Origin of the sequence: Nocardioides zeae, from assembly GCF_030818655.1 — a bacterium.
GTDB classification, from domain to species: domain Bacteria; phylum Actinomycetota; class Actinomycetes; order Propionibacteriales; family Nocardioidaceae; genus Nocardioides; species Nocardioides zeae_A.
Genome location: NZ_JAUTAN010000001.1, coordinates 4,271,954 through 4,290,208, shown reverse-complemented (window position 1 = coordinate 4,290,208; position 18,255 = coordinate 4,271,954). Strand labels below are relative to the sequence as shown.

Annotated in this window: 17 protein-coding genes; 6 read left to right on the top strand and 11 right to left on the bottom strand. The window is 70.2% G+C overall.

Annotation, left to right across the window (positions count from 1 at the left end):
• Positions 1–9: 9 nt before the first annotated feature.
• From QE405_RS20300 to QE405_RS20290, 3 genes are read right to left on the bottom strand one after another with little or no spacing between them, the layout of a single operon-like run.
• Positions 10–528: a DoxX family membrane protein gene (locus tag QE405_RS20300; protein WP_307204937.1), complete on the bottom strand. Its 519-nt coding sequence runs from the start codon at positions 526–528 to the stop codon at positions 10–12.
• Positions 525–1,355, bottom strand: coding sequence for a citryl-CoA lyase (locus QE405_RS20295; RefSeq protein ID WP_307204931.1), 831 nt, complete (start codon positions 1,353–1,355; stop codon positions 525–527). The genes QE405_RS20300 and QE405_RS20295 overlap by 4 nt, the downstream gene beginning before the upstream one ends.
• Positions 1,352–2,524, bottom strand: coding sequence for a CaiB/BaiF CoA transferase family protein (locus QE405_RS20290; RefSeq protein WP_307204926.1), 1,173 nt, complete (start codon positions 2,522–2,524; stop codon positions 1,352–1,354). Before QE405_RS20290 ends, QE405_RS20295 begins: the two co-directional genes overlap by 4 nt.
• A gap of 180 nt (positions 2,525–2,704) precedes the next feature.
• On the opposite strand from QE405_RS20290, the gene QE405_RS20285 reads away from it, so the two are divergent.
• The gene (locus QE405_RS20285; protein WP_307204920.1) at positions 2,705–3,502 is read left to right on the top strand and encodes an IclR family transcriptional regulator domain-containing protein; all 798 of its coding nucleotides are present in this window, start codon (positions 2,705–2,707) and stop codon (positions 3,500–3,502) included.
• A gap of 15 nt (positions 3,503–3,517) precedes the next feature.
• Here QE405_RS20285 and QE405_RS20280 read toward each other — a convergent pair whose 3' ends face one another.
• Both QE405_RS20280 and cysC read right to left on the bottom strand, forming a co-directional pair.
• Entirely contained in the window at positions 3,518–4,684 is a 1,167-nt protein-coding gene (locus QE405_RS20280; RefSeq protein ID WP_307204914.1) for a nucleotide sugar dehydrogenase, read from the bottom strand.
• 10 nt (positions 4,685–4,694) lie between these two features.
• The gene (gene cysC, locus QE405_RS20275) at positions 4,695–6,386 is read right to left on the bottom strand and encodes an adenylyl-sulfate kinase (RefSeq protein WP_307204905.1); all 1,692 of its coding nucleotides are present in this window, start codon (positions 6,384–6,386) and stop codon (positions 4,695–4,697) included.
• 368 nt (positions 6,387–6,754) lie between these two features.
• Here cysC and QE405_RS20270 point away from each other — a divergent pair, with 368 nt between their 5' ends.
• Positions 6,755–7,120 (top strand): helix-turn-helix domain-containing protein, encoded by a 366-nt coding sequence (locus tag QE405_RS20270; RefSeq protein ID WP_163773531.1) that lies wholly within the window; start codon positions 6,755–6,757, stop codon positions 7,118–7,120.
• 28 nt (positions 7,121–7,148) lie between these two features.
• Positions 7,149–7,907: a hypothetical protein gene (locus QE405_RS20265; protein WP_307204902.1), complete on the top strand. Its 759-nt coding sequence runs from the start codon at positions 7,149–7,151 to the stop codon at positions 7,905–7,907.
• A gap of 72 nt (positions 7,908–7,979) precedes the next feature.
• Here QE405_RS20265 and QE405_RS20260 read toward each other — a convergent pair whose 3' ends face one another.
• Positions 7,980–9,098 (bottom strand): nucleotidyltransferase family protein, encoded by a 1,119-nt coding sequence (locus QE405_RS20260; RefSeq protein ID WP_307204900.1) that lies wholly within the window; start codon positions 9,096–9,098, stop codon positions 7,980–7,982.
• Between the two features lie 51 nt (positions 9,099–9,149).
• On the opposite strand from QE405_RS20260, the gene QE405_RS20255 reads away from it, so the two are divergent.
• On the top strand, positions 9,150–9,458 hold the full coding sequence (locus tag QE405_RS20255; protein WP_307204898.1) for a DUF2516 family protein: 309 nt from the start codon (positions 9,150–9,152) through the stop codon (positions 9,456–9,458).
• Between the two features lie 15 nt (positions 9,459–9,473).
• Here QE405_RS20255 and QE405_RS20250 read toward each other — a convergent pair whose 3' ends face one another.
• The 3 genes from QE405_RS20250 to rfbB all read right to left on the bottom strand — a co-directional run bounded on the left by QE405_RS20250 (position 9,474) and on the right by rfbB (position 12,243).
• Positions 9,474–10,877 carry a bifunctional dTDP-4-dehydrorhamnose 3,5-epimerase family protein/NAD(P)-dependent oxidoreductase gene (locus QE405_RS20250; protein WP_307204896.1) on the bottom strand — a complete coding sequence of 468 codons (1,404 nt, stop codon included), beginning with the start codon at positions 10,875–10,877 and terminating at the stop codon, positions 9,474–9,476.
• A 17-nt stretch (positions 10,878–10,894) separates the two neighbouring features.
• Positions 10,895–11,155 carry a hypothetical protein gene (locus tag QE405_RS20245; protein WP_307204893.1) on the bottom strand — a complete coding sequence of 87 codons (261 nt, stop codon included), beginning with the start codon at positions 11,153–11,155 and terminating at the stop codon, positions 10,895–10,897.
• Between the two features lie 89 nt (positions 11,156–11,244).
• The gene (gene rfbB, locus QE405_RS20240) at positions 11,245–12,243 is read right to left on the bottom strand and encodes a dTDP-glucose 4,6-dehydratase (RefSeq protein ID WP_307204892.1); all 999 of its coding nucleotides are present in this window, start codon (positions 12,241–12,243) and stop codon (positions 11,245–11,247) included.
• Positions 12,244–12,344: 101 nt separating this feature from the next.
• On the opposite strand from rfbB, the gene rfbA reads away from it, so the two are divergent.
• Positions 12,345–13,217: a glucose-1-phosphate thymidylyltransferase RfbA gene (gene rfbA, locus QE405_RS20235; protein WP_307204891.1), complete on the top strand. Its 873-nt coding sequence runs from the start codon at positions 12,345–12,347 to the stop codon at positions 13,215–13,217.
• A 79-nt stretch (positions 13,218–13,296) separates the two neighbouring features.
• Here rfbA and QE405_RS20230 read toward each other — a convergent pair whose 3' ends face one another.
• Positions 13,297–14,772: a sugar transferase gene (locus tag QE405_RS20230; protein ID WP_307204890.1), complete on the bottom strand. Its 1,476-nt coding sequence runs from the start codon at positions 14,770–14,772 to the stop codon at positions 13,297–13,299.
• A gap of 191 nt (positions 14,773–14,963) precedes the next feature.
• Between QE405_RS20230 and QE405_RS20225 the strand changes: the two genes are divergently transcribed.
• Positions 14,964–16,397 carry a polysaccharide biosynthesis tyrosine autokinase gene (locus QE405_RS20225; protein WP_307204888.1) on the top strand — a complete coding sequence of 478 codons (1,434 nt, stop codon included), beginning with the start codon at positions 14,964–14,966 and terminating at the stop codon, positions 16,395–16,397.
• Between the two features lie 95 nt (positions 16,398–16,492).
• Here QE405_RS20225 and QE405_RS20220 read toward each other — a convergent pair whose 3' ends face one another.
• Positions 16,493–18,247 (bottom strand): DUF4012 domain-containing protein, encoded by a 1,755-nt coding sequence (locus tag QE405_RS20220; RefSeq protein ID WP_307204874.1) that lies wholly within the window; start codon positions 18,245–18,247, stop codon positions 16,493–16,495.
• Positions 18,248–18,255 lie beyond the last annotated feature (8 nt).

Here is an 18,255-nt window from a genome sequence, read left to right as displayed (position 1 = left end):
GCCTCCGGTTCAGGCGACGGGACGGGTCGCGCGCAGGGCGCGGCGACGCTGGAGCAAGGGCGGGACGGCCGCGGCGCAGCCGAGCAGGACGAGGAGCGGTCCGGCGACGGCTCCGCCGTCCGGAACGCCGAGGGCGTGGTCGAGCGACAGCCGCCCGGGGCCGACGAGCGCGAGGCACGCGCCGAGGAAGCCGTAGAGCAGGGGCACCTCGCACCCGCCGAGGTGGGCCCAGATGCCGTTGGCAGCGGTCGGGGCAGCCGCGACGACCATGGTGCCGACGAGGATCGCGCAGCCGAGCCCGAACCCGAGGCCGCCGATGATGAGCACGGCCGCGACGACCTCGCTGGCCGCGGCGAGGGCGACGAGCCGACGTCCGGGACGGAAGCCCCACGACTCGAAGACGCCCGCCGTGGCGTCGATGCCCGCGCCGCCGAACCAGCCCAGGCTCTTCTGCAGGGCATGCCCCAGCAGCAGGGCGCCGAGGCCGGCGCGCAGCACGAGCAGCCCCACGTCGACGGTCTCGCTCACGACGAGCGCCCCTCGCCGTCACCCTCCTGGGCGGCGAGCGCGTCCTCGGGGCTGACGAAGACGGCATGGTGCTCCACGGCGAGGTAGGCATCCATGCCGATCGGGCTGCGCAGCTCCTCCGCCAGCTGCCCCAGCAGTCCGGCCGCCCGGGCCAGCAGGGCGAACCCGCGCAACAGCGGCAGGGGCAGGTCGAGGTCGGCGAGCGCCGCCCCCACGACGCCGGCGCCGTTGAGCACCAGACGCCGGCCGATGATCTCCGGGTGCACGCGGCCGATCGCCTCGAAGAGCGCGAGGTGCGGGCCGTGCACGCCCTCCTCGTGAGCGATGGCGACGAGCGCCGGCGTCCGTGGGTCGAGCTCCTTGTGCACCGGGTGACCCAGGCCCGGGATCGTGCGTCGCTCGGCGCGGGCGGCACCCACCACCTCGCGCGCGACCTCGTCCCAGCCCGCCTCGTCGTCGGGCACCTCGTCGAGGTCCTCGACGACCGCGTGCAGGAACTGCCCGCAGTCCTCGGTGACGCCGAGAAAGCGTGACCCGCCCCCGAGGAGACCGGCGGCCATGGCGCCCTGCACGGAGTCCGGAGCGCTGAGGAAGGTGAGCCGAGCGGCGATCGCCGTCGGGGTGAAGCCGTGGTCGGCCAGCGCCAGGAGACAGGCGTCGAGCATCCGCACCTGGCCCGGGGTCGGCGTGCGCAGCGTGACCATCCGGTAGACCAGCTCGGTCAGGCCGACCTTGCCCATCAGGTCGCCGGCGAGGTCCTCGCCGAGCAAGGTGATGGTCGACGTGGTCGACATGCCGAGCGAGGTCGGGAAGCGCAGCTCGCTCATCGGCCCTCCTCCTGCGCCGCGAGACCCTGGAGCCAGGACCGCACCTCGGCGCCCTGCTGGTCGAGGGTCGGCGGCGGGAGCTCGTAGCGCGCTGCGGAGCGCGAGAAGCGGATGGGGTTGCGCACGAGCGGCACGGCGTCGTCGCCGTCCCCCACCTCGACGACCGGCTCCAGGCCGAGGCTGTCCGCGAACGCGACGCCCTCGGCGACGGAGTTGATCGGGCCCGACGCCACGCCGACGCCGGAGAGGATCTCGAACCACTCGGCCTTCGTGCGCCGCGCGAGCGCCTCCTCCAGCAGGGGGCGCAGCTCCTCGCGGTGTGCCGTGCGGTCGTCGTTGTGCAGGAACCGCGGGTCGTCGACCAGCTCGGGCACACCCAGCGCCGTCGCGAGCGCGGCGAACTGCCGGTCGTTGCCGGCGATGACGATGATGTCGCCGTCGGCGGCCGGCAGCGGCTCGTAGGGGAACAGCGAGGGGTGGGCGTTGCCCATCCGGTGCGGCACCGTGCCGCCCGCGACGTACGCCCCCGTCTGGTTCACCAGGCCGGAGAGCGCCGAGGACAGCAGGTTCACCTCGACGTGCTGGCCACGACCCGAGGCGTGGCGCTCGTTCAGCGCGGCGAGCACCCCGACGAGGGCGTGCATGCCGGTCATCACGTCGAACACCGAGATGCCGGCACGGTACGGCGGGCCGTCCGGGTCACCGGTGAGGCTCATGAGCCCCGACATGGCCTGGACCATCAGGTCGTAGCCCGGGAGGTGGGCGCCCCCGGCGGACCCGAACCCGCTGATCGAGGCGTACACCACGCGCTCGTTGTCGGCGCTGACGCTGTCGTAGTCGAGCCCGTACTTCGCGAGCCCACCCGGGCGGAAGTTCTCCACGACGATGTCGGCGCGGCGCGCGAGGTCGCGGGCGACGGCGAGGTCGTCGGGGTCCTTGAGGTCCAGGGCGATCGAGCGCTTGTTGCGGTTGACGCTGAGGTAGTACGTCGAGACCTCGTCGCGTACCGGTGGCATCCAAGTGCGGGTGTCGTCACCGCCGGGGCCCTCCACCTTGACCACCTCGGCCCCCAGGTCGGCCATCAGCATCGTGGCGTAGGGGCCGGCGAGGATGCGCGAGAAGTCTGCGACGAGGAGCCCGTCGAGAGGTCCGCGGGAACTGTCCGGCATCAGTGGGATCCATCCTTTGTCCGTCAGGCGGTCATGTGTCCGTTTTCGGGATAACTGTGACCGCCCCCACGTCGCCATGTCAAGGGGCACGCTCGGTCGACAGCGGCTGGCCTAGGATTCGCCGGGACCCACCAGGCACGGAACGGCACGACGACGGCACACCGGAAGGAGGCGGAGGCGATGGCCAGCCGTGGCAACGGGCCGGACTTCATCGAGGCGCTCGCGCGCGGGCTCGACGTGATCAAGGCCTTCGACGCCGCCCAGCCGACCCTGTCGATGTCGGAGGTCGCGCAGCGCACCGACCTGGCGCGCCCGACCGTGCGGCGCATCCTGCTCACCCTCGAGGAGCTCGGCTACGTGCGGGCGTCGCGCGCCGGCTTCTCCCTGACCCCGCGCGTCGTGGAGCTGGGCATGGCCTACGTGAACTCGATCGGCCTGTGGGACGTGGCGCGCCCCCACATGGAGGCGCTCGTGGAGCGCACCGGCGAGTCGTCGTCGATCGCCCAGCTCGACGGGTCCGACATCGTCTACGTGGCGCGGGTGGCCGTGCCGAAGATCATCGCCCTCAGCGTGGCCATCGGCACCCGGTTCCCCGCGACGTCGACGTCGTTGGGCAAGGTGCTGCTCTCCGAGCTCGAGCAGTCCGCCGTGGACGACGCGCTCGCCGAGCCCAGCCGCTCGGGCGTGGTGGTGCGCCACACCCCCACGCGCGACGAGCTCGAGCGCGAGCTGGCCGTCACCCGCGAGCGGGGCTGGTGCCTGACCGACGAGGCGCTGGCCGCCGGGGTCCGGTCGGTGGCGGTCCCCCTGCGCGGTGCCGACGGGGCGGTGCTGGCGGCCATGAACGTGACCGTCCACGCGGCCGAGACGAGCGTCGAGACGCTGCTCGACGAGCACCTCCCCCACCTGCTCCGCACGGCGGCGGCGATCAACGACGACTTCGCGCGCCGCGGGGCAGTGCCGACCGTGCAGGGCTGAGGTCCGCCCCCGGGATCAGTCCCGGCCGTAGATGTCCCGCGTGTAGACCTTGTCCGCCACGTCGGCCAGCACGTCGGTGCGGCGGTTGGCGATGATGACGTCGGCCCGCTTCTTGAACTCGTCGAGGTCCTGCACGACCTCCGAGTTGAAGAACAGGTCGTCGTCGAGCGAGGGCTCGTAGATGACGACCTCGACGCCCTTCGCCTTGATCCGCTTCATGACGCCTTGGATCGAGGACGCCCGGAAGTTGTCCGACCCGGACTTCATGATGAGCCGGTAAATGCCCACCGTGGTCGGGTTGCGGCGCAGCACGTCCTCGGCGATGAAGTCCTTGCGCGTCGTGTTGGCCTCGACGATCGCGGAGATGAGGTTCTGCGGCACGTCGGAGTAGTTGGCCTGCAGCTGCTTGGTGTCCTTCGGCAGGCAGTACCCGCCGTACCCGAACGACGGGTTGTTGTAGTGCCCGCCGATGCGCGGGTCGAGCCCGACGCCCTCGATGATCTGCGACGAGTTGAGCCCGTGCACGGCCGCATAGGTGTCGAGCTCGTTGAAGTACGCCACCCGCAGCGCGAGGTAGGTGTTGGCGAACAGCTTGATCGCCTCCGCCTCGGTGGCGTCGGTGAACAGCGTCGGGACGTCCTTCTCGAGCGCGCCCTCGATGAGCAGCGCGGCGAACTCCCGGGCCCGCTCGCCCGTGTCGCCGACGACGATGCGCGACGGGTGCAGGTTGTCGTAGAGCGCCCGGCCCTCACGGAGGAACTCCGGGGAGAAGATGACCGAGGCGCCCGGGTTCTCCGAGCGCACCCGCTCGGTGAAGCCGACCGGCACCGTCGACTTCACGATGATCGTCGCGTCCGTGTTGACCGCGAGCACGTCGGCGATGACCGACTCCACCGTCGAGGTGTTGAAGTAGTTGGTGCGCTCGTCGTAGTCCGTCGGCGTTGCCACGACCACGAAGCGGGCGTCCGCGTACGCCGCGGCCTTGTCCAGCGTCGAGGTGAGGTTCAGCGGCTTCGTCGCGAGGTACTCCTCGAGCTCCCGGTCCTCGATGGGGGACTTCCGGTCGTTGAGGAGGTCGACCCGGTGCTGGTCGACGTCGACGGCGACGACCTCGTGGTGCTGGGCGAGGACGACGGCGTTGGACAGCCCGACGTATCCCAGGCCCGCGACGGCGATCTTCATGGTCGGGAGCCTAACGGCGCGCGAGGGCGGGCGTGACCTCCGTGACGAGACGGTCGATGTGATCCGCGCACGCTGCTGCCGCCGCTGGACCGCGCCGGTAGGGGTCGGCGATGTCCGCCCCGTCCGCGCTCGGCCGGCTGGCGGCGAGCCGCGCGACCGCGTCGCGCGGCGACGTACCGTCCGGGAGGCCGGCGACGCCGCGCGCGAACTGGCCGACGGTGAACACCTTCTTGAAGGCGGCGGGGTGCTCCTCGAGCACGAAGGTGCGGTGGCGCGCCTCGGCGGTGAGCACGAGGTCCGCCTCGGCCACCAGCTCCCGGGTGAGCGGCCGGCTCCGGAAGGCCGCTGGGTCCAGCCCGCGGGCGACCGCCTGCGCGGCCATCTCGGCGTCCATCTCCTTGTCGACAAAACCGTGCGTGCCCGCGCTGGTGACCTCTACCGTCTCCCCCGCCGCGGCCTGGAGGGCCAGCTGCAGGTACGGCGAGCGGCAGATGTTGGCCGTGCAGACGACGAGCACCCGGAACGGGTCCGCCACGGGCTCGGGCTCGAGGTCCGACTCGCCCGTGAGGCCCACGACCGCGAGCACCGGCGCGAGGGCGGCCTCGACGGTCAGCCCGGTCGTGTCGACGACGACGTCGGCGTCAGCGGGCACCTCGTAGGGCGCCGAGATCCCGGTGAAGTCGGCGATCTCGCCCGCGCGCGCCTTGGCGTAGAGCCCCTTGCGGTCCCGCCGCTCGCACTCCTCGACGGGGGTCGCGACGTGCACCAGCACGAACCGCCCCCCGGCCTCCTCGACCATGCGCCGGACCTCGCGGCGGGTCGCGTCGTACGGCGCGATCGGGCTGCACACCGCCACACCGCCGTGCCGGGCGATCTCGGCCGCGACCCAGCCGATGCGCCGGATGTTGGTCTCGCGATCGGCCGGCGAGAAGGACAGGCCCGCGGACAGGTTCCGCCGCACGACGTCGCCGTCGAGGCTCGTCGTCACCGTGCGGTCGGTGGTCTCGAGGACCTCGTCGACCAGGGCGCGGGCGAGCGTGGACTTCCCGCTCCCGGACAGCCCGGTGAAGAACACCACCACTCCCCCGGCGCGCTCCACGGGCTGCGTGGCAGACGCGGCGGCGTCCTGCGACAGCTCGACGACGGCAGCGCCCTCGCCGTACGCCGCGAGGACCCGCCGCCGCCGCTCCGCGTCACGTTCCGCGTCGCCCGTTCGCGCGAGCGGCACGACGACCACGTGCACGTCGGGTACGCCGCGGACCGCCGCCACCGTCGAGCGCACCAGCGCGAGCGGAGAGGTGCCGACGGGCCAGTCGGTGCCGGCCAGCACCAGGAGGACGACCGGGTCGCCGACGCCGCGCACGTCAGCCAGCTGGGCCGCGGTCAACGGGGACTCGACCGGCACGACGACGGCGCCGGGGTGGCGGTCCCGCCGCTCGTCGGGGGTGAGCCGCAACCGGCGGAAGGGGCCGTAGGACGGACGCGAGAGCGGCTCGGTGCGCCCTGCGTCGGGGCCGGTCAGGCTGACCCGCGCGAGCGGCAGACCCTCGGGGTCCACGAGGTCCACGGCCGGCAGCCCGGCCAGGTCGCGGGGCAGGTCCAGCTCGTCGGGGTTCGACGTCGGGGGAAGCACGCCCAGCGCCTGCAGCTCGAGGTCGTCGAGGATGCGCGGGCTCGGACTGTGCTGGGGAACGGCGGCCACGCGCTCATCCTGCCAGCGAGCAAGGGGCGTCGCGGCGGCCGTCCGAGACAGCGGAGCCGCCCTGCCCTCTGGGGTTCGGCAGGGCGGCTCCTGGAGGTCGTCCACCCACCAGCCGTCAGGGATTGCCAGCGGCAGACTCGCTCCGACGACAACTGTCCCACGCCGGGGGGCTCCGCACAAAGCAACTCAGGCGCAACTTTGCGGAGAGTTCCGCCGGCACTGATGGTCGGTTGAAGGGTGCAAGCAGAAGCAAGCACAGCGTCCGTCGCGATCTCACCCGTTCGGTGCTCGGGTTCTTCGCGCGCTGTGCCCGTCCTCACGTTACTCAGGGGTTGAGTTTGCTAGCTGCAGTTAGCACGATGGAGGGCATGGCAAAGGGGAAGGTCGGCAAGACCGTCGAGACTCTGGGCGAGTACCTGAAGGAGCAGCGCACCTCTGCACAGCTCTCCTTGAGGCAGCTCGCGGAGCAGGCGGGTGTGTCGAACCCCTACCTGAGCCAGATCGAACGTGGTCTGCGCAAGCCCTCGGCCGAGGTGCTGCAGCAGATCGCCAAGGCACTGCGGATCTCCGCCGAGCAGCTCTACATCCGCGCGGGCATCGTCAGCCCGACGGACGGCGGAGGTGGCTCCGTCGAGCTCGCGGTGCTCGCCGACCCGAACCTCACGGAGCGGCAGAAACAGTCCCTTCTCGAGGTGTACGCGTCGTTCCTGGCGCTCAACTCCAGCGAAGGCTGATCCCCGCACACAAGCAGAAGGAGTGGACATGGCTGCCACCAAGTTCGACATCAAGTCCGAGGCCCAGAAGGGCCTGTACGCCGGCGCCGGCGTCGTCGACCTCGCCGTCGAGGTCGTTCGGGAGTACGTGAGCACCACGCAGGCCAAGGTGACGGCGTTCCAGGGTGACGTCGAGGCCCGCGTCAAGGGCGTCCAGGCCCGCGCGACCGAGGCCCAGAAGAAGGCGACGAACCTCGAGCTCAAGCCCGAGGCCCTCCGCGACCAGGCCGTCGCGACCGTCAACAAGCGGGTCGAGCTCATCACCAAGGAGGTCGAGGAGCGCCGCGCCGCCATCGAGTCGCGCGTCGCCGACCTGCAGGCCGAGGCCCGTGCCCTCCCGAAGAAGGCCCGCAAGGCGAGCGACGAGTACGTCGCGACCGTGACCGGGGCCTACACCGACCTCGCGAAGCGCGGCGAGACCCTCGTCGAGCGCATCCGCAAGCAGGAGTCGACCCAGGAGGCCACGGCATCGGCCAAGAGCACCGCCTCGCGGGCCAAGGCGACCAAGACCACCGCGAAGAAGACGGCCAGCTCGGCGAAGACCACGGCGAAGACCGCCTCGTCGCAGGCCCGCAAGGCGGCTGAGTCCGCCACGAAGTCGCCGGCCACCAAGCGCGCCACGACCACGACGCGCAAAAAGGCCGCCACGACGAAGTCGACGGCCAAGGCGACCGGCACCACCGCGAAGAAGACCGCCGAGAAGACGGCCACGGCCGTGACCGAGGCCGCGAAGAAGGTCGGCGACTGACGACCGAGCCCCTCGAGGGCTGAGCTCACGAGGCTGGGAGTGCGTACGACGCGCTCCCGGCCTCGTGGCGTGTCAGGCGTGGCGCCACTCCCGCAGGCGGCGGCGGGCAGCACGCGCTCGGATGCCTGCCACCCGGATCGACGCTCCGGGGAGCCGCGACGCGTTCAAGGATCCGAGGTCGCTCGGATGAGCAAGCGTGACCGCGATGACTCGTTTCAGATCGCCTAGAGACGTCGCGTCTCGACCGAGCCTTCTCGCGGCGAGCAGCGTCCGGTGCCCTGGGAACCTTCCAACAGATGCATCCAACGGCATGGCCTGCCTTGCGACAGCCAACGCGGCGGCACGCCTCCCACGGGGGCGGAAACACGATCGGCCGAGCTGAGCACTGACGATCTCGAGCGTCGTGCTCACTGATCGCGGTCCGCGTGCCAACTCGTTCGGAAGCACCTGGTCACGGAGAAGGCACACGTCGACGAGGCTGCGCAGCACCGACCAATCATCTTTCGCGGCGTGACTGGCCGAGTGCCGAAGCGCGTCAGGCGCGCCGAGCGTGGCGACGTCGGCGCCGCCGACTCGAACTGCCGCGCGTTGCGCCCATGCCTCGTCGAAGGACGGGAGTAGGTGACGAGTGGGCCCCAGGTGCCAATGAAGGTCAATAGTCGAGGTGCTCGAGTGGAGTGGCATCTCGTAGTAGTTGCGCAACGTGTGGGACCACGCCCACGTGAGGCCCGGCGATGCGTAGGCAGAATCAGCGCGCCAGCCAGCCTTCTCGAGCGCGTGGCACGCAAACACGACGTCAGCAGGGTGAACGAAGAGATCAAGGTCGCCCGATCCCCGGGCGGCGAAGTCACCATGCGCCTGCGCAGCGAGGGCAAGACCCTTGAAGCTCAGCACCCGCACACCGGCAGCCGTCAGTGCGTCCGTCGCCTGGTGCAGGGCGCGCGCCATCCCGAGGGTCGCGATGCGCTCCCGCCGGGCCAGCGCGTGGATCCGCCGCGCCAGCTCCGGCGTCAGGTCGAGCTGTTCCTCGCGCAGCGCGAGGAACACCACGAGACGGTGGCGCTCGACCGCCGCCAGGTACGCCGTCTCGTCGACCTCTGGCGTCGTCGTGGGGACGTCGCTCTCGCCCTCGAGGAGGCGGCGCACGGTCAGCCGCAGCGCGGCCACGGACTGCTCCGTGTAGACGACCACGACGTCTCCCTTCTCCTCGCGAGCCCCGGAGACACCCTAGTGTTGGGTCTCGTGCTGGTGTACCAGGTGGAATCGTGGGTCATGCTCGCCCTGCTGCTCGCGATCATCGCGGTCAAGGGCTTCACCCTCGTGAGCGCGATCGGGTTCCGCCCCGACGCCTTCGACGCGACGGGCAAGCAGACGAAGTCGACCTGGGTCGGCATCCTCACCGTGGGCCTCGTGCTCGAGCTGGCCACCCTCTTCGTGCCGCTGGGCCTCATCGGGAGGCTCCTCAACATCGGCTTCACGATCGCGGCGCTCGTCTATCTCGCCGACGTGCGCCCCGCGCTGAAGGAGGTCATGCGCCGCCCGCGCTGGTGACTGACGGCGCACAGGTCATCCTGCCGCGACGTACTCCGCCAGCTGCTCCAGCGCGTCACGCGGCACGAAGCCCGTCGACTCGATCTTGGTGAGGTCGAGCGCGCTGTGGGTCGGACGCGGGGCGACCTGCTTGCCCGCGACGTACTCCGCCGTCGTGATGGGCGTGACGTCCTCGCGCGGACGCCCCGCGAGCTCGAAGACCTGCTGCGCGTAGGACGCCCAGGACAGCACCGCTCCGGCCCCGGTCACGTTGTAGATGCCGAAGGGCGCCTCGACGTCGATGAGGTGCTTGATCGCGCGGGCGAGCTCTGAGGTGAAGGTGAGGCGCCCGTACTGGTCGTCGACGACCGTCGGCGCCACGCCGTTCCCCGCCAGCTTCTGCATCGTGCGCACGAAGTTGCCGCCGTCACCGATGACCCACGAGGTGCGCAGCAAGTAGTGCCGGGGCGCGATGCCGACGGCGATGTCGCCAGCGGCCTTGGACTGGCCGTAGACGCTGAGCGGCGAGTAGGGCTCCGTCTCCGTGTGGAGCTCGACGGTGCCGTCGAACACGTAGTCGCTCGAGACGTGGACGAGCGTGAAGCGGTGCTCGGCGGCGAGCCGCGCCAGCGCCGCCGGCGCCGCCGCGTTCGCCGCCCAGCAGGTGGCGCGCCCCTCGGGGGTCTCCGCGACGTCGACGGCCGTGTACGCCGCGGCGTTGAGCACCACGCCGTAGTCGCCCCACGGCCAGGCGGCCACCGCGTCGGCGTCGGTGAGGTCGAGCGCTGCGATGCCCTCGCCCGCGACCATGTCGACCCGCTCGGCGTCGGGGAACTCGACGAGCAGCGCCCGCCCGAGCTGGCCCCCTGCGCCGATGACGAGGGTCTTGCGCGGCTGCATCGGCGTGACGTCCGCGAGGCGCGGGTTGTTCTGGTCCTTCTCCGAGATCTCCGCCTCCGCGAGCGGGATCGGCCACGGGATACCGGCCGTCTCGTCGGCGAGGTTCAGCGCCGGGTAGACCCTGCCGGGGACGAAGTGGTCGTTGACCAGGTAGCTGTAGACGGTCCCGTCCTCCAACGCCTGGTAGGAGTTGCCGACGCCGCGCGGCACGAAGACGGCGACCGACTCGTCGATCTCGATCCAGAAGGTCGCCCCGAACGAGTCGCCGTCGCGCATGTCCACCCAGGCGGCGAAGACGCGACCGGTGGCCACCGCGACGTACTTGTCCCACGGCTCGGTGTGGATACCGCGGGTCGCGCCCGTCGTCGCGTTGTAGGACACGTTGTTCTGCACCGGGCCGAAGTCGGGCAGGCCGAGCGCGGTCATCTTCGCGCGCTGCCAGTTCTCCTTGAACCAGCCGCGGGAGTCCCCGTGCACGGGGAGGCGGACGACCAGGAGGCCGGGGATCGGGGTGGTCTCGACGGCGAGCTCGGTGGTCACGGGTTGGGCGCTCCTGCTCACTCGTCGTCGAGGTCGAAGTGCCGCGCGATGCGCGGGTGCCACCGCTCACGCTCGTCGGCCGGGTCACCAGCGCTGCCCGAAGCGTCGACGTCGACCGCGCTGGGCTTGCCCGTCTCGTTGACCGCCCAGGCCAGGAGGGGCCGGGACCACGAGTACTGGCCGCGCTCACCGACGTGCTTGAGCAGCGTCCCCATGTCGTTGGCGGTGTAGGCGCGGTCGCCGTCGCTGATCGCTCCGGCCAGCTCGCCGTAGGTCATGGGCTCCGTGCTCTGACGAGCGCGTGCCGCGAGGACGCCCTCAGCCCGTCGCGCGAGCTCCGGAATGGACTGCTTTGCGATTGCCACTGTCACTGCCCCTTGGCTGCGTAGGTTGCCTCGACGGCCCGCTTGTGCGGGCGCCACCAGGCCTCGTTGTCTCGGTACCACTGGACGGTTCGCGCAAGCCCATCGGCGAAGTCACCGTACGCGGGCTGCCATCCCAGCTCGTTGCGGAGCTTCGAGGAGTCGATGGCGTAGCGCAGGTCGTGACCCGCCCGGTCGGTGACGTGGTCGAAGTCGTCAGCCGGGCGGCCGAAGGCCTCGAGGATCATCCTGACAACCTCGAGGTTGTTCTTCTCGCCGTCGGCGCCGATCAGGTAGGTCTCCCCGATCCGGCCCTTCTGGAGGATGGTCCACACCGCCGAGGAGTGGTCGTCGGCGTGGATCCAGTCGCGCACGTTGAGGCCCGCGCCGTAGAGCTTGGGTCGCCCACCGTCGATGACGTTGGTGATCTGGCGCGGGATGAACTTCTCGATGTGCTGCCACGGCCCGTAGTTGTTCGAGCAGTTCGACACCGTCGCCTGCACGCCGAACGAGCGCACCCAGGCGCGCACGAGGTGGTCGGAGCCGGCCTTGGAGGCGGAGTAGGGCGACGACGGCGTGTAGGGCGTCGCCTCGGTGAACCGGTTGGGGTCGTCGAGCTCGAGGTCGCCGTAGACCTCGTCGGTCGAGATGTGGTGGAACCGCACCCCGGCCTTGCGGACGGCCTCGAGCAGCACGAAGGTGCCGACGATGTTCGTCTGGATGAACGGGCTCGGGTCGTGGAGCGAGTTGTCGTTGTGCGACTCTGCCGCGTAGTGCACGACGGCGTCGTGACGGGCCACGAGCGGCTCGACGACGCTCGCGTCGGCGATGTCGCCGACCACCAGCTCGACCCGGTCGGCGGGGAGGGCGGCCAGCGACTCGCGGCTCGCGGCGTAGGTCAGCTTGTCCAGCACCGTCACCTGCGCGTCGGTGTGGGCGACGAGGTAGTGGACGAAGTTGGAGCCGATGAACCCGGCGCCGCCGGTCACGAGGATGCGCTGCATGGGGGAAGCCTAGGGAACGCGCGCACCGATCTCCGATTCAACGCTGAACCCCGACCAACTTCACACCCGCGACAGGGTCGACCCCCCTAGGCTGTGGGCCCATGCGCGGAATCATCCTGGCCGGTGGAACCGGCTCGAGGCTTCACCCCATCACCCTGGGCGTCAGCAAGCAGCTCGTGCCCGTATACGACAAGCCGATGATCTACTACCCGCTCACCACCCTGATGCTCGCGGGCATCCGCGACGTCCTCATCATCACGACCCCGCACGACAACGAGGCGTTCCGGCGCCTCCTCGGCGACGGGTCGCAGCTGGGCGTGAGCATCACCTACGCGGTGCAGCCGAGCCCCGACGGGCTCGCCCAGGCCTTCGTGATCGGGGAGGAGCACATCGGCGGCGAGTCGGTGGCCCTCGTGCTGGGCGACAACATCTTCTACGGTCCGGGCCTCGGCACTCAGCTCCGCCGCTTCGAGCAACTCGACGGCGCGGCGGTCTTCGGCTACCAGGTAGCCGATCCCACGGCGTACGGCGTCGTCGACTTCGACGCCTCGGGCGTAGCGACGTCGCTGGAAGAGAAGCCGACGGAGCCGCGCAGCAACTACGCGGTGCCGGGCCTGTACTTCTACGGCAACGACGTCGTCGGCCGCGCCAAGGAGCTCACGCCGTCGGCACGCGGCGAGCTGGAGATCACCGACCTCAACCGGATCTACCTCGAGGAGGGCCGGCTGCAGGTCGAGATCCTGCCCCGCGGCACGGCCTGGCTCGACACCGGCACGTTCGACTCCCTCAACGACGCCAGCAACTTCGTGCGCACGCTCGAGGGCCGCCAGGGGCTGAAGATCGGCTGCCCCGAGGAGGTGGCCTGGCGCATGGGCTGGCTCAGCGACGACGAGCTCCGCGACCGCGCGGAGCCGCTGCGCAAGAGCGGGTACGGCGCGTACCTCGAGGGCCTGCTGGCATCGGACCTCGTCTGAGCGGGCCTGAACGACACGACCGGGCTCGCCGTCCCCCAGGAGGGCGACCCCGGTCGTAGCTCGGGAGGGAACCGCTGCGTCAGTAGGCGCCGCGGGAGCTCACCACGGCACCGACGGTGCGGCCCAGGATGCTGAGGTCCTGCATCATCGACCAGTTGTCGACGTAGTAGATGTCGAGTCGGATCGCTTCCTCCCACGACAGGTCGGAGCGGCCGGAGACCTGCCAGAGGCCCGTCATCCCGGGCAGCACGCGGAGCCGGCGGCGCATGTCGTCGTCGTACGTCGCGACCTCGGCCGGCAGCGGGGGCCGGGGGCCGACGAGGCTCATCTCGCCGCGGATGACGTTGAACAGCTGGGGGAGCTCGTCTATGGAGAACCGGCGCAGCCACTTGCCGGGCTTCGTGATGCGCGGGTCCTCCTTCATCTTGAAGAGGCCTCCGTCGAAACCTGCCTCGGCATGCAGCTTCGCGAGCAGCTCCTCGGCGTTCGTCACCATCGAGCGGAACTTGAGGCAGGCGAACTCAACGCCGTCGCGCCCGGTGCGCGTCTGGCGGAAGAGGATGGGCCCGCGGTCGAACGCCCACACCCGCACAGCCGCGATCGCAAGAACGGGGCTGAGGACCACCACCAGCAACGAGGCACCGATGAGATCGAAGGTGCGCTTGGCCCACCGGGACGCCTTGAAGGACCGGGCCGTGTCGAGGTGCATCAGCGGGAGCCCGCCGACCGGGCGGACGGTGATGCGCTCGCGCGCCACGTCAGTGACACTCGGCGCCACCACGACCTGCGTGCGGTGCTGCTCGAGGTCCCAGGCCGCGCGGCGCATCTCGTCGGACGTGCGGAAGGCGCCATTGGCGAAGAAGACGATGTCCGCATCAGCGCCGCCGGCCACACTGGCCAGGTCAGCCGAGTCACCGATGACCGGAATGCCCGACGCGGTGGTCGTGCTGACGTGTCCGGCCGGGGTCACGGCGCCCACGATGTGATAGCCGAGCCACGATTCGCGGTCGAGGACAGCGGCGATCTCGTCAACGTGGGAGGGACGACCGGCGATGACCACTCGGTGCTGGAGCACGCCAAGGCGGTGGGCCTTGTGGAGGGCGCGGCGCAGGGCGAACCGACCGAGCACGAGCAGGGGGATACCGATGGCGAAGGCCAGGAGGAAGAAACCGCGCGACAAGGGGAACTTAGCGAGGTAGCAGCCGACCCCGACGACGGCTGCCGTCAGGAGCGAGGCATTGACGACCCGCTTGTACTCGTCGGGGCCGGCCCCGAAGATCGACCGCGTATAGCCACCGGAGGAAGCGATTGCGCCGATCCACGCAAGGAACATGAGGGGTCCGACCACACCCAGCATATCGGACACATCGCCGACAAGGTCAAAAAACGCTAGTCGGTTGCGGCCAGCGATCGCGAGCGCCGCTGTCACCGCGATAGCGATGGTGTCCGTCACCAATGCCGTCAGCGGGATATAAACAAGAGCTCGGTGCCGGAAACCCTGTGACGACACGTTCATCGCGCTGTCTCGGCTGACTGTGGCGATCGTGTGCGTCAACTAGGGCTCCGAGAGGTGGGCAACGGCAGGGACCTCCCCTAAGTCTGCGGCATGCAAGGGGTGCCCGCATCCGCTTCTCGAAAATGACACGTACACCACACCCGGACGCGTGATGGCCTGAAGGTCGGCGCAAGAGGTCTCGCGCGGATAGCATGTCCGACCATGGCCCAGACCACGCTGGCAGGAGAGGGATGACTCTCCGCGACTACCTGCGCATCATTCGCTCGGCTTGGCTGTCGATCGCGATCGTGACGCTCCTTTGCGTCGCTATGAGTGCGGCGTACACCTTCACCGTGGCCCCTCAGTATGAGTCGTCAGCCCGTTTGTTTGTGAGCACCCAGGGCAGCGATACGAACGACGCATACACCGGTGGGCTTTACTCACAGCAGCGCGTTGCGTCCTACGCAGACCTCATCCAGAGCCGCGAACTCGCTGGGGACGTCATCGACGAGCTCGGTCTAGACCTCACGCCGCCACAACTGCTGGGGCGCGTATCGGCAACCGTGGTGCCGGACACCGTCAACCTCGAGATCTCCGTCGAAGACAGCGACGCCCAGAACGCGCAGCGCATCGCCCAGGGGTACGCCGAAGCGATGGTCGCGCTCGTACGCGAACTCGAGACGCCTCCCGGGCAGACCGTCGCTCCCATTAAGGCTACGATCGTGGACCCGGCCGACTTCAACGACGCCCCCGTGTCGCCGCAGCCAGTGCGCAATATCGCCCTCGGCCTCATCCTCGGCGCCCTCCTCGGGATTGGCATTGCCATTCTGCGCGACCTACTCGACTCTACGGTCAAGTCGGCGGACGACATCGCCGGAGCCACGGACGCGCCGCTCATCGGTGCAATCGGCTACGACGCAAGTGTCCGCAATGACCCACTGATCACCACTCTGCCCTCGCACGCACCCCGAGTCGAGGCATTCAGGGTGCTGCGCACCAACCTCCAGTTCATCGACCTCGACAAGACCTCCAAGATCTTCGTCGGCACGTCGGCAGTCCCGGGCGAGGGCAAGACGACCACGATGGTCAACCTTTCCCTCGCTCTAGCCCAGGGCGGGGAGCGCACCTTGCTCATTGAGTGTGACCTACGCCGCCCCAAGGCGGCGGCATCCCTGGGCCTGGACTCCAGCATCGGGGTCACCACCGTTCTCTTGGGACGGGTAACGCTCGCCGACGCCGTGCAGACGCACGAATCGGGTCTCGACGTGCTCGGGGGCGGGGCGATCCCGCCCAACCCGGCCGAGCTCATCCAGTCCGCCGCCATGAAGGATCTCCTTGCCGAGGTTCGTGAGCAGTACGACGTGGTGCTCATCGATGCGCCGCCGCTGCTTCCCGTGACCGACGCCGCGCTGCTGTCGGCGCAGGCCGACGGTGCGCTCGTCGTCGTGCGGCACGGCAAGACGACCGTGGACCAGTTGAACGGTGCGGTTCGGCGCCTCGAGCAGGTCGACGCGGCGGCCCTCGGCGTCGTCTTGAACATGACGCCGAAGGCCGGCGGCGCCTACGGGTACGGCTACGGATATGGCTACGGGTACGGCTACGGTCCGGAGGAGGGTCGGCGCGCCGACCGTTCCGCGAAAGATTCTGACGACGACGGCGCACGGCGGGGCAAACGCTCTCGCTGACGCCGTCACCTTCTACGTAGGCCCCGCCACCGTGATAGGAGGCGGGGCCTTCTGCTTAGTCGTGATCATGCGCTCAGACCGGAGACACCACTCGATCAGGAACGGCAGGCGGAAGTTGAGATCGAAGACAGGTCGCCAGGCTCCACTCCGGCAGTCGTATCGACCTCGACAGCGCCTGGCTGACCCTGACCGGTCGTCATCGTCCATCGGATGTCGGCTGTGAACCCCGGGTCCAGGAACGCCAGCACGGTCTGCACGGGCCGACCGTCGAGGTCGACCGTGGGCGTCCCAACGTAGGGCTCGTCGTTGAACGTGACGTCGTCGATGGTGCCGCCCACCGGTCCGATGACCTGGACCGACACGAGCTGCTTGCCGGGTTCGATCCCAAAGTTGCCAGCTCCCGTCACGTAGCTGGGCAGCGAGGCTGCATCCTCGGGGGCGTCCGACAGTAGGTACGCCCGGCCGGAGAGGCGCTGCTCCCCGCGGGCGCAGCTGGTGGCCGTGACATGCACTTCGTGGCGAAGGAAGTAGGACATCTTCGCGCCGGTGGTGTCGTTGAGGAACACGCCGACCTGCGGGTTAGCGTCGTCCGGATCGGTCACGAGCTCCCCGGCGATGCGCGTTCCGGCCACCACGGCCTGCTCGGCCTCCTCGAACGAGTGCAGCTTGACACGGCCTTCGTCGACACCGCGCCCGAGTGCCTCGACCAGCGCACGGGGATTACCGCCCCCTGCGGCCAGGGCGTCGAACGTGCGGGCGGCTGCCGCATTGAAGTAGGCGTCCTGCTGGGCCGGGTCGTCGTAGCGCAGGTAGACCTGGTGGAGCAGCTCGTCGACGAGGTTGTCCTGGGTCAGCGTCGGCCCCCCCGGCACATCAATGGGACCGACCGCGCCCAGCACGTAGGACAGCGTCACCGGGTCGATCGCCATGACGCCGTCGACCGGCTCGTACTCCTGCTCCCATCGCGCCCGCCACAGCTCAGCGGAACGGGGGAAGTCGGGGGTGAAGTTCGCGTCGAGGAAGTAGGTGCCGAGCTGGCGGTTCCAGATCTCGTCCTCGGCGTCCGTCAGCGGCAGCACCGGCTCGTCCGTCATGCCGAACGAGTTGCCCGCCACCTGCCGCGCCAGCTCGATCTTGCCGTCGACCGCGGTCACGAGCGCCGCCGAACCGGGCAGGCCCCCGCCGGCCCGGATCTCGGCGTTGTTCTGGAAGATCAGCAGGTAGTGCCGCGGACCGTCGGCGCCCAGCATCGACGGCATCACCTGCGCCGCGCGGTCGGCGGAGTCGAGGACCCGCGCGGCGCGTCCGACCTCGCTCACCACCTCGCGGTACTGGTCGCGCACCACCCCGACGTACCCCGCGGAGTCGTGCTCGTCGAGCTCGGCGACCGCGCGCTGGAACGCCTCGTTGCCGCGGGCCACCGGCTCCTGCAGCGCCGCCACGGCGTCGAGATCGATCCGCCCGTCGCGGGGGCTCAACGCTTCGAGGTTGCCGGCCGTCTCCACGAGCGGCGCCAGGCCGTCCTGGGCGAGGTCGTCGAGCACGGTGCTGACGGCGCGCACGCCCTCGAGGTCGTCGCCCACGAACGGGGTCCACGTCATCACCGACCACAGCGGACCGTCCGTGCGCCCCGCCGCGGACGCGGCGTGGTCCTGCAGGCTGGCCAGCGCGGCGTCGGCGGCGGCGTCGTCACCGTCGGTGACGGCGGTCTGCAGCGTGCGCGCGTCGTCGGCCGCGGCCGCCAGGTCGGTGCTGGTGCGGACGACGAGCCACACGCCCCAGAGCACCACCCCGAGCAGGAGCACGCCGGCGAGCAGGACGGGCAGCTTCCAGCCGCGGGCAGCACGCATGGGCGTGA

What these genes read in the sequence shown, in the direction of transcription:
- QE405_RS20295 (WP_307204931.1), bottom strand. Translation starts at nt 1,355, where the DNA reads ATGAGCGAGCTGCGCTTCCCGACCTCGCTCGGCATGTCGACCACGTCG.
- QE405_RS20290 (WP_307204926.1), bottom strand. Translation starts at nt 2,524, where the DNA reads ATGCCGGACAGTTCCCGCGGACCTCTCGACGGGCTCCTCGTCGCAGAC.
- QE405_RS20285 (WP_307204920.1), top strand. Translation starts at nt 2,705, where the DNA reads ATGGCCAGCCGTGGCAACGGGCCGGACTTCATCGAGGCGCTCGCGCGC.
- QE405_RS20280 (WP_307204914.1), bottom strand. Translation starts at nt 4,684, where the DNA reads ATGAAGATCGCCGTCGCGGGCCTGGGATACGTCGGGCTGTCCAACGCC.
- QE405_RS20270 (WP_163773531.1), top strand. Translation starts at nt 6,755, where the DNA reads ATGGCAAAGGGGAAGGTCGGCAAGACCGTCGAGACTCTGGGCGAGTAC.
- QE405_RS20265 (WP_307204902.1), top strand. Translation starts at nt 7,149, where the DNA reads ATGGCTGCCACCAAGTTCGACATCAAGTCCGAGGCCCAGAAGGGCCTG.
- QE405_RS20245 (WP_307204893.1), bottom strand. Translation starts at nt 11,155, where the DNA reads ATGACCTACGGCGAGCTGGCCGGAGCGATCAGCGACGGCGACCGCGCC.
- rfbB (WP_307204892.1), bottom strand. Translation starts at nt 12,243, where the DNA reads ATGCAGCGCATCCTCGTGACCGGCGGCGCCGGGTTCATCGGCTCCAAC.
- rfbA (WP_307204891.1), top strand. Translation starts at nt 12,345, where the DNA reads ATGCGCGGAATCATCCTGGCCGGTGGAACCGGCTCGAGGCTTCACCCC.
- QE405_RS20225 (WP_307204888.1), top strand. Translation starts at nt 14,964, where the DNA reads ATGACTCTCCGCGACTACCTGCGCATCATTCGCTCGGCTTGGCTGTCG.
- QE405_RS20220 (WP_307204874.1), bottom strand. Translation starts at nt 18,247, where the DNA reads ATGCGTGCTGCCCGCGGCTGGAAGCTGCCCGTCCTGCTCGCCGGCGTG.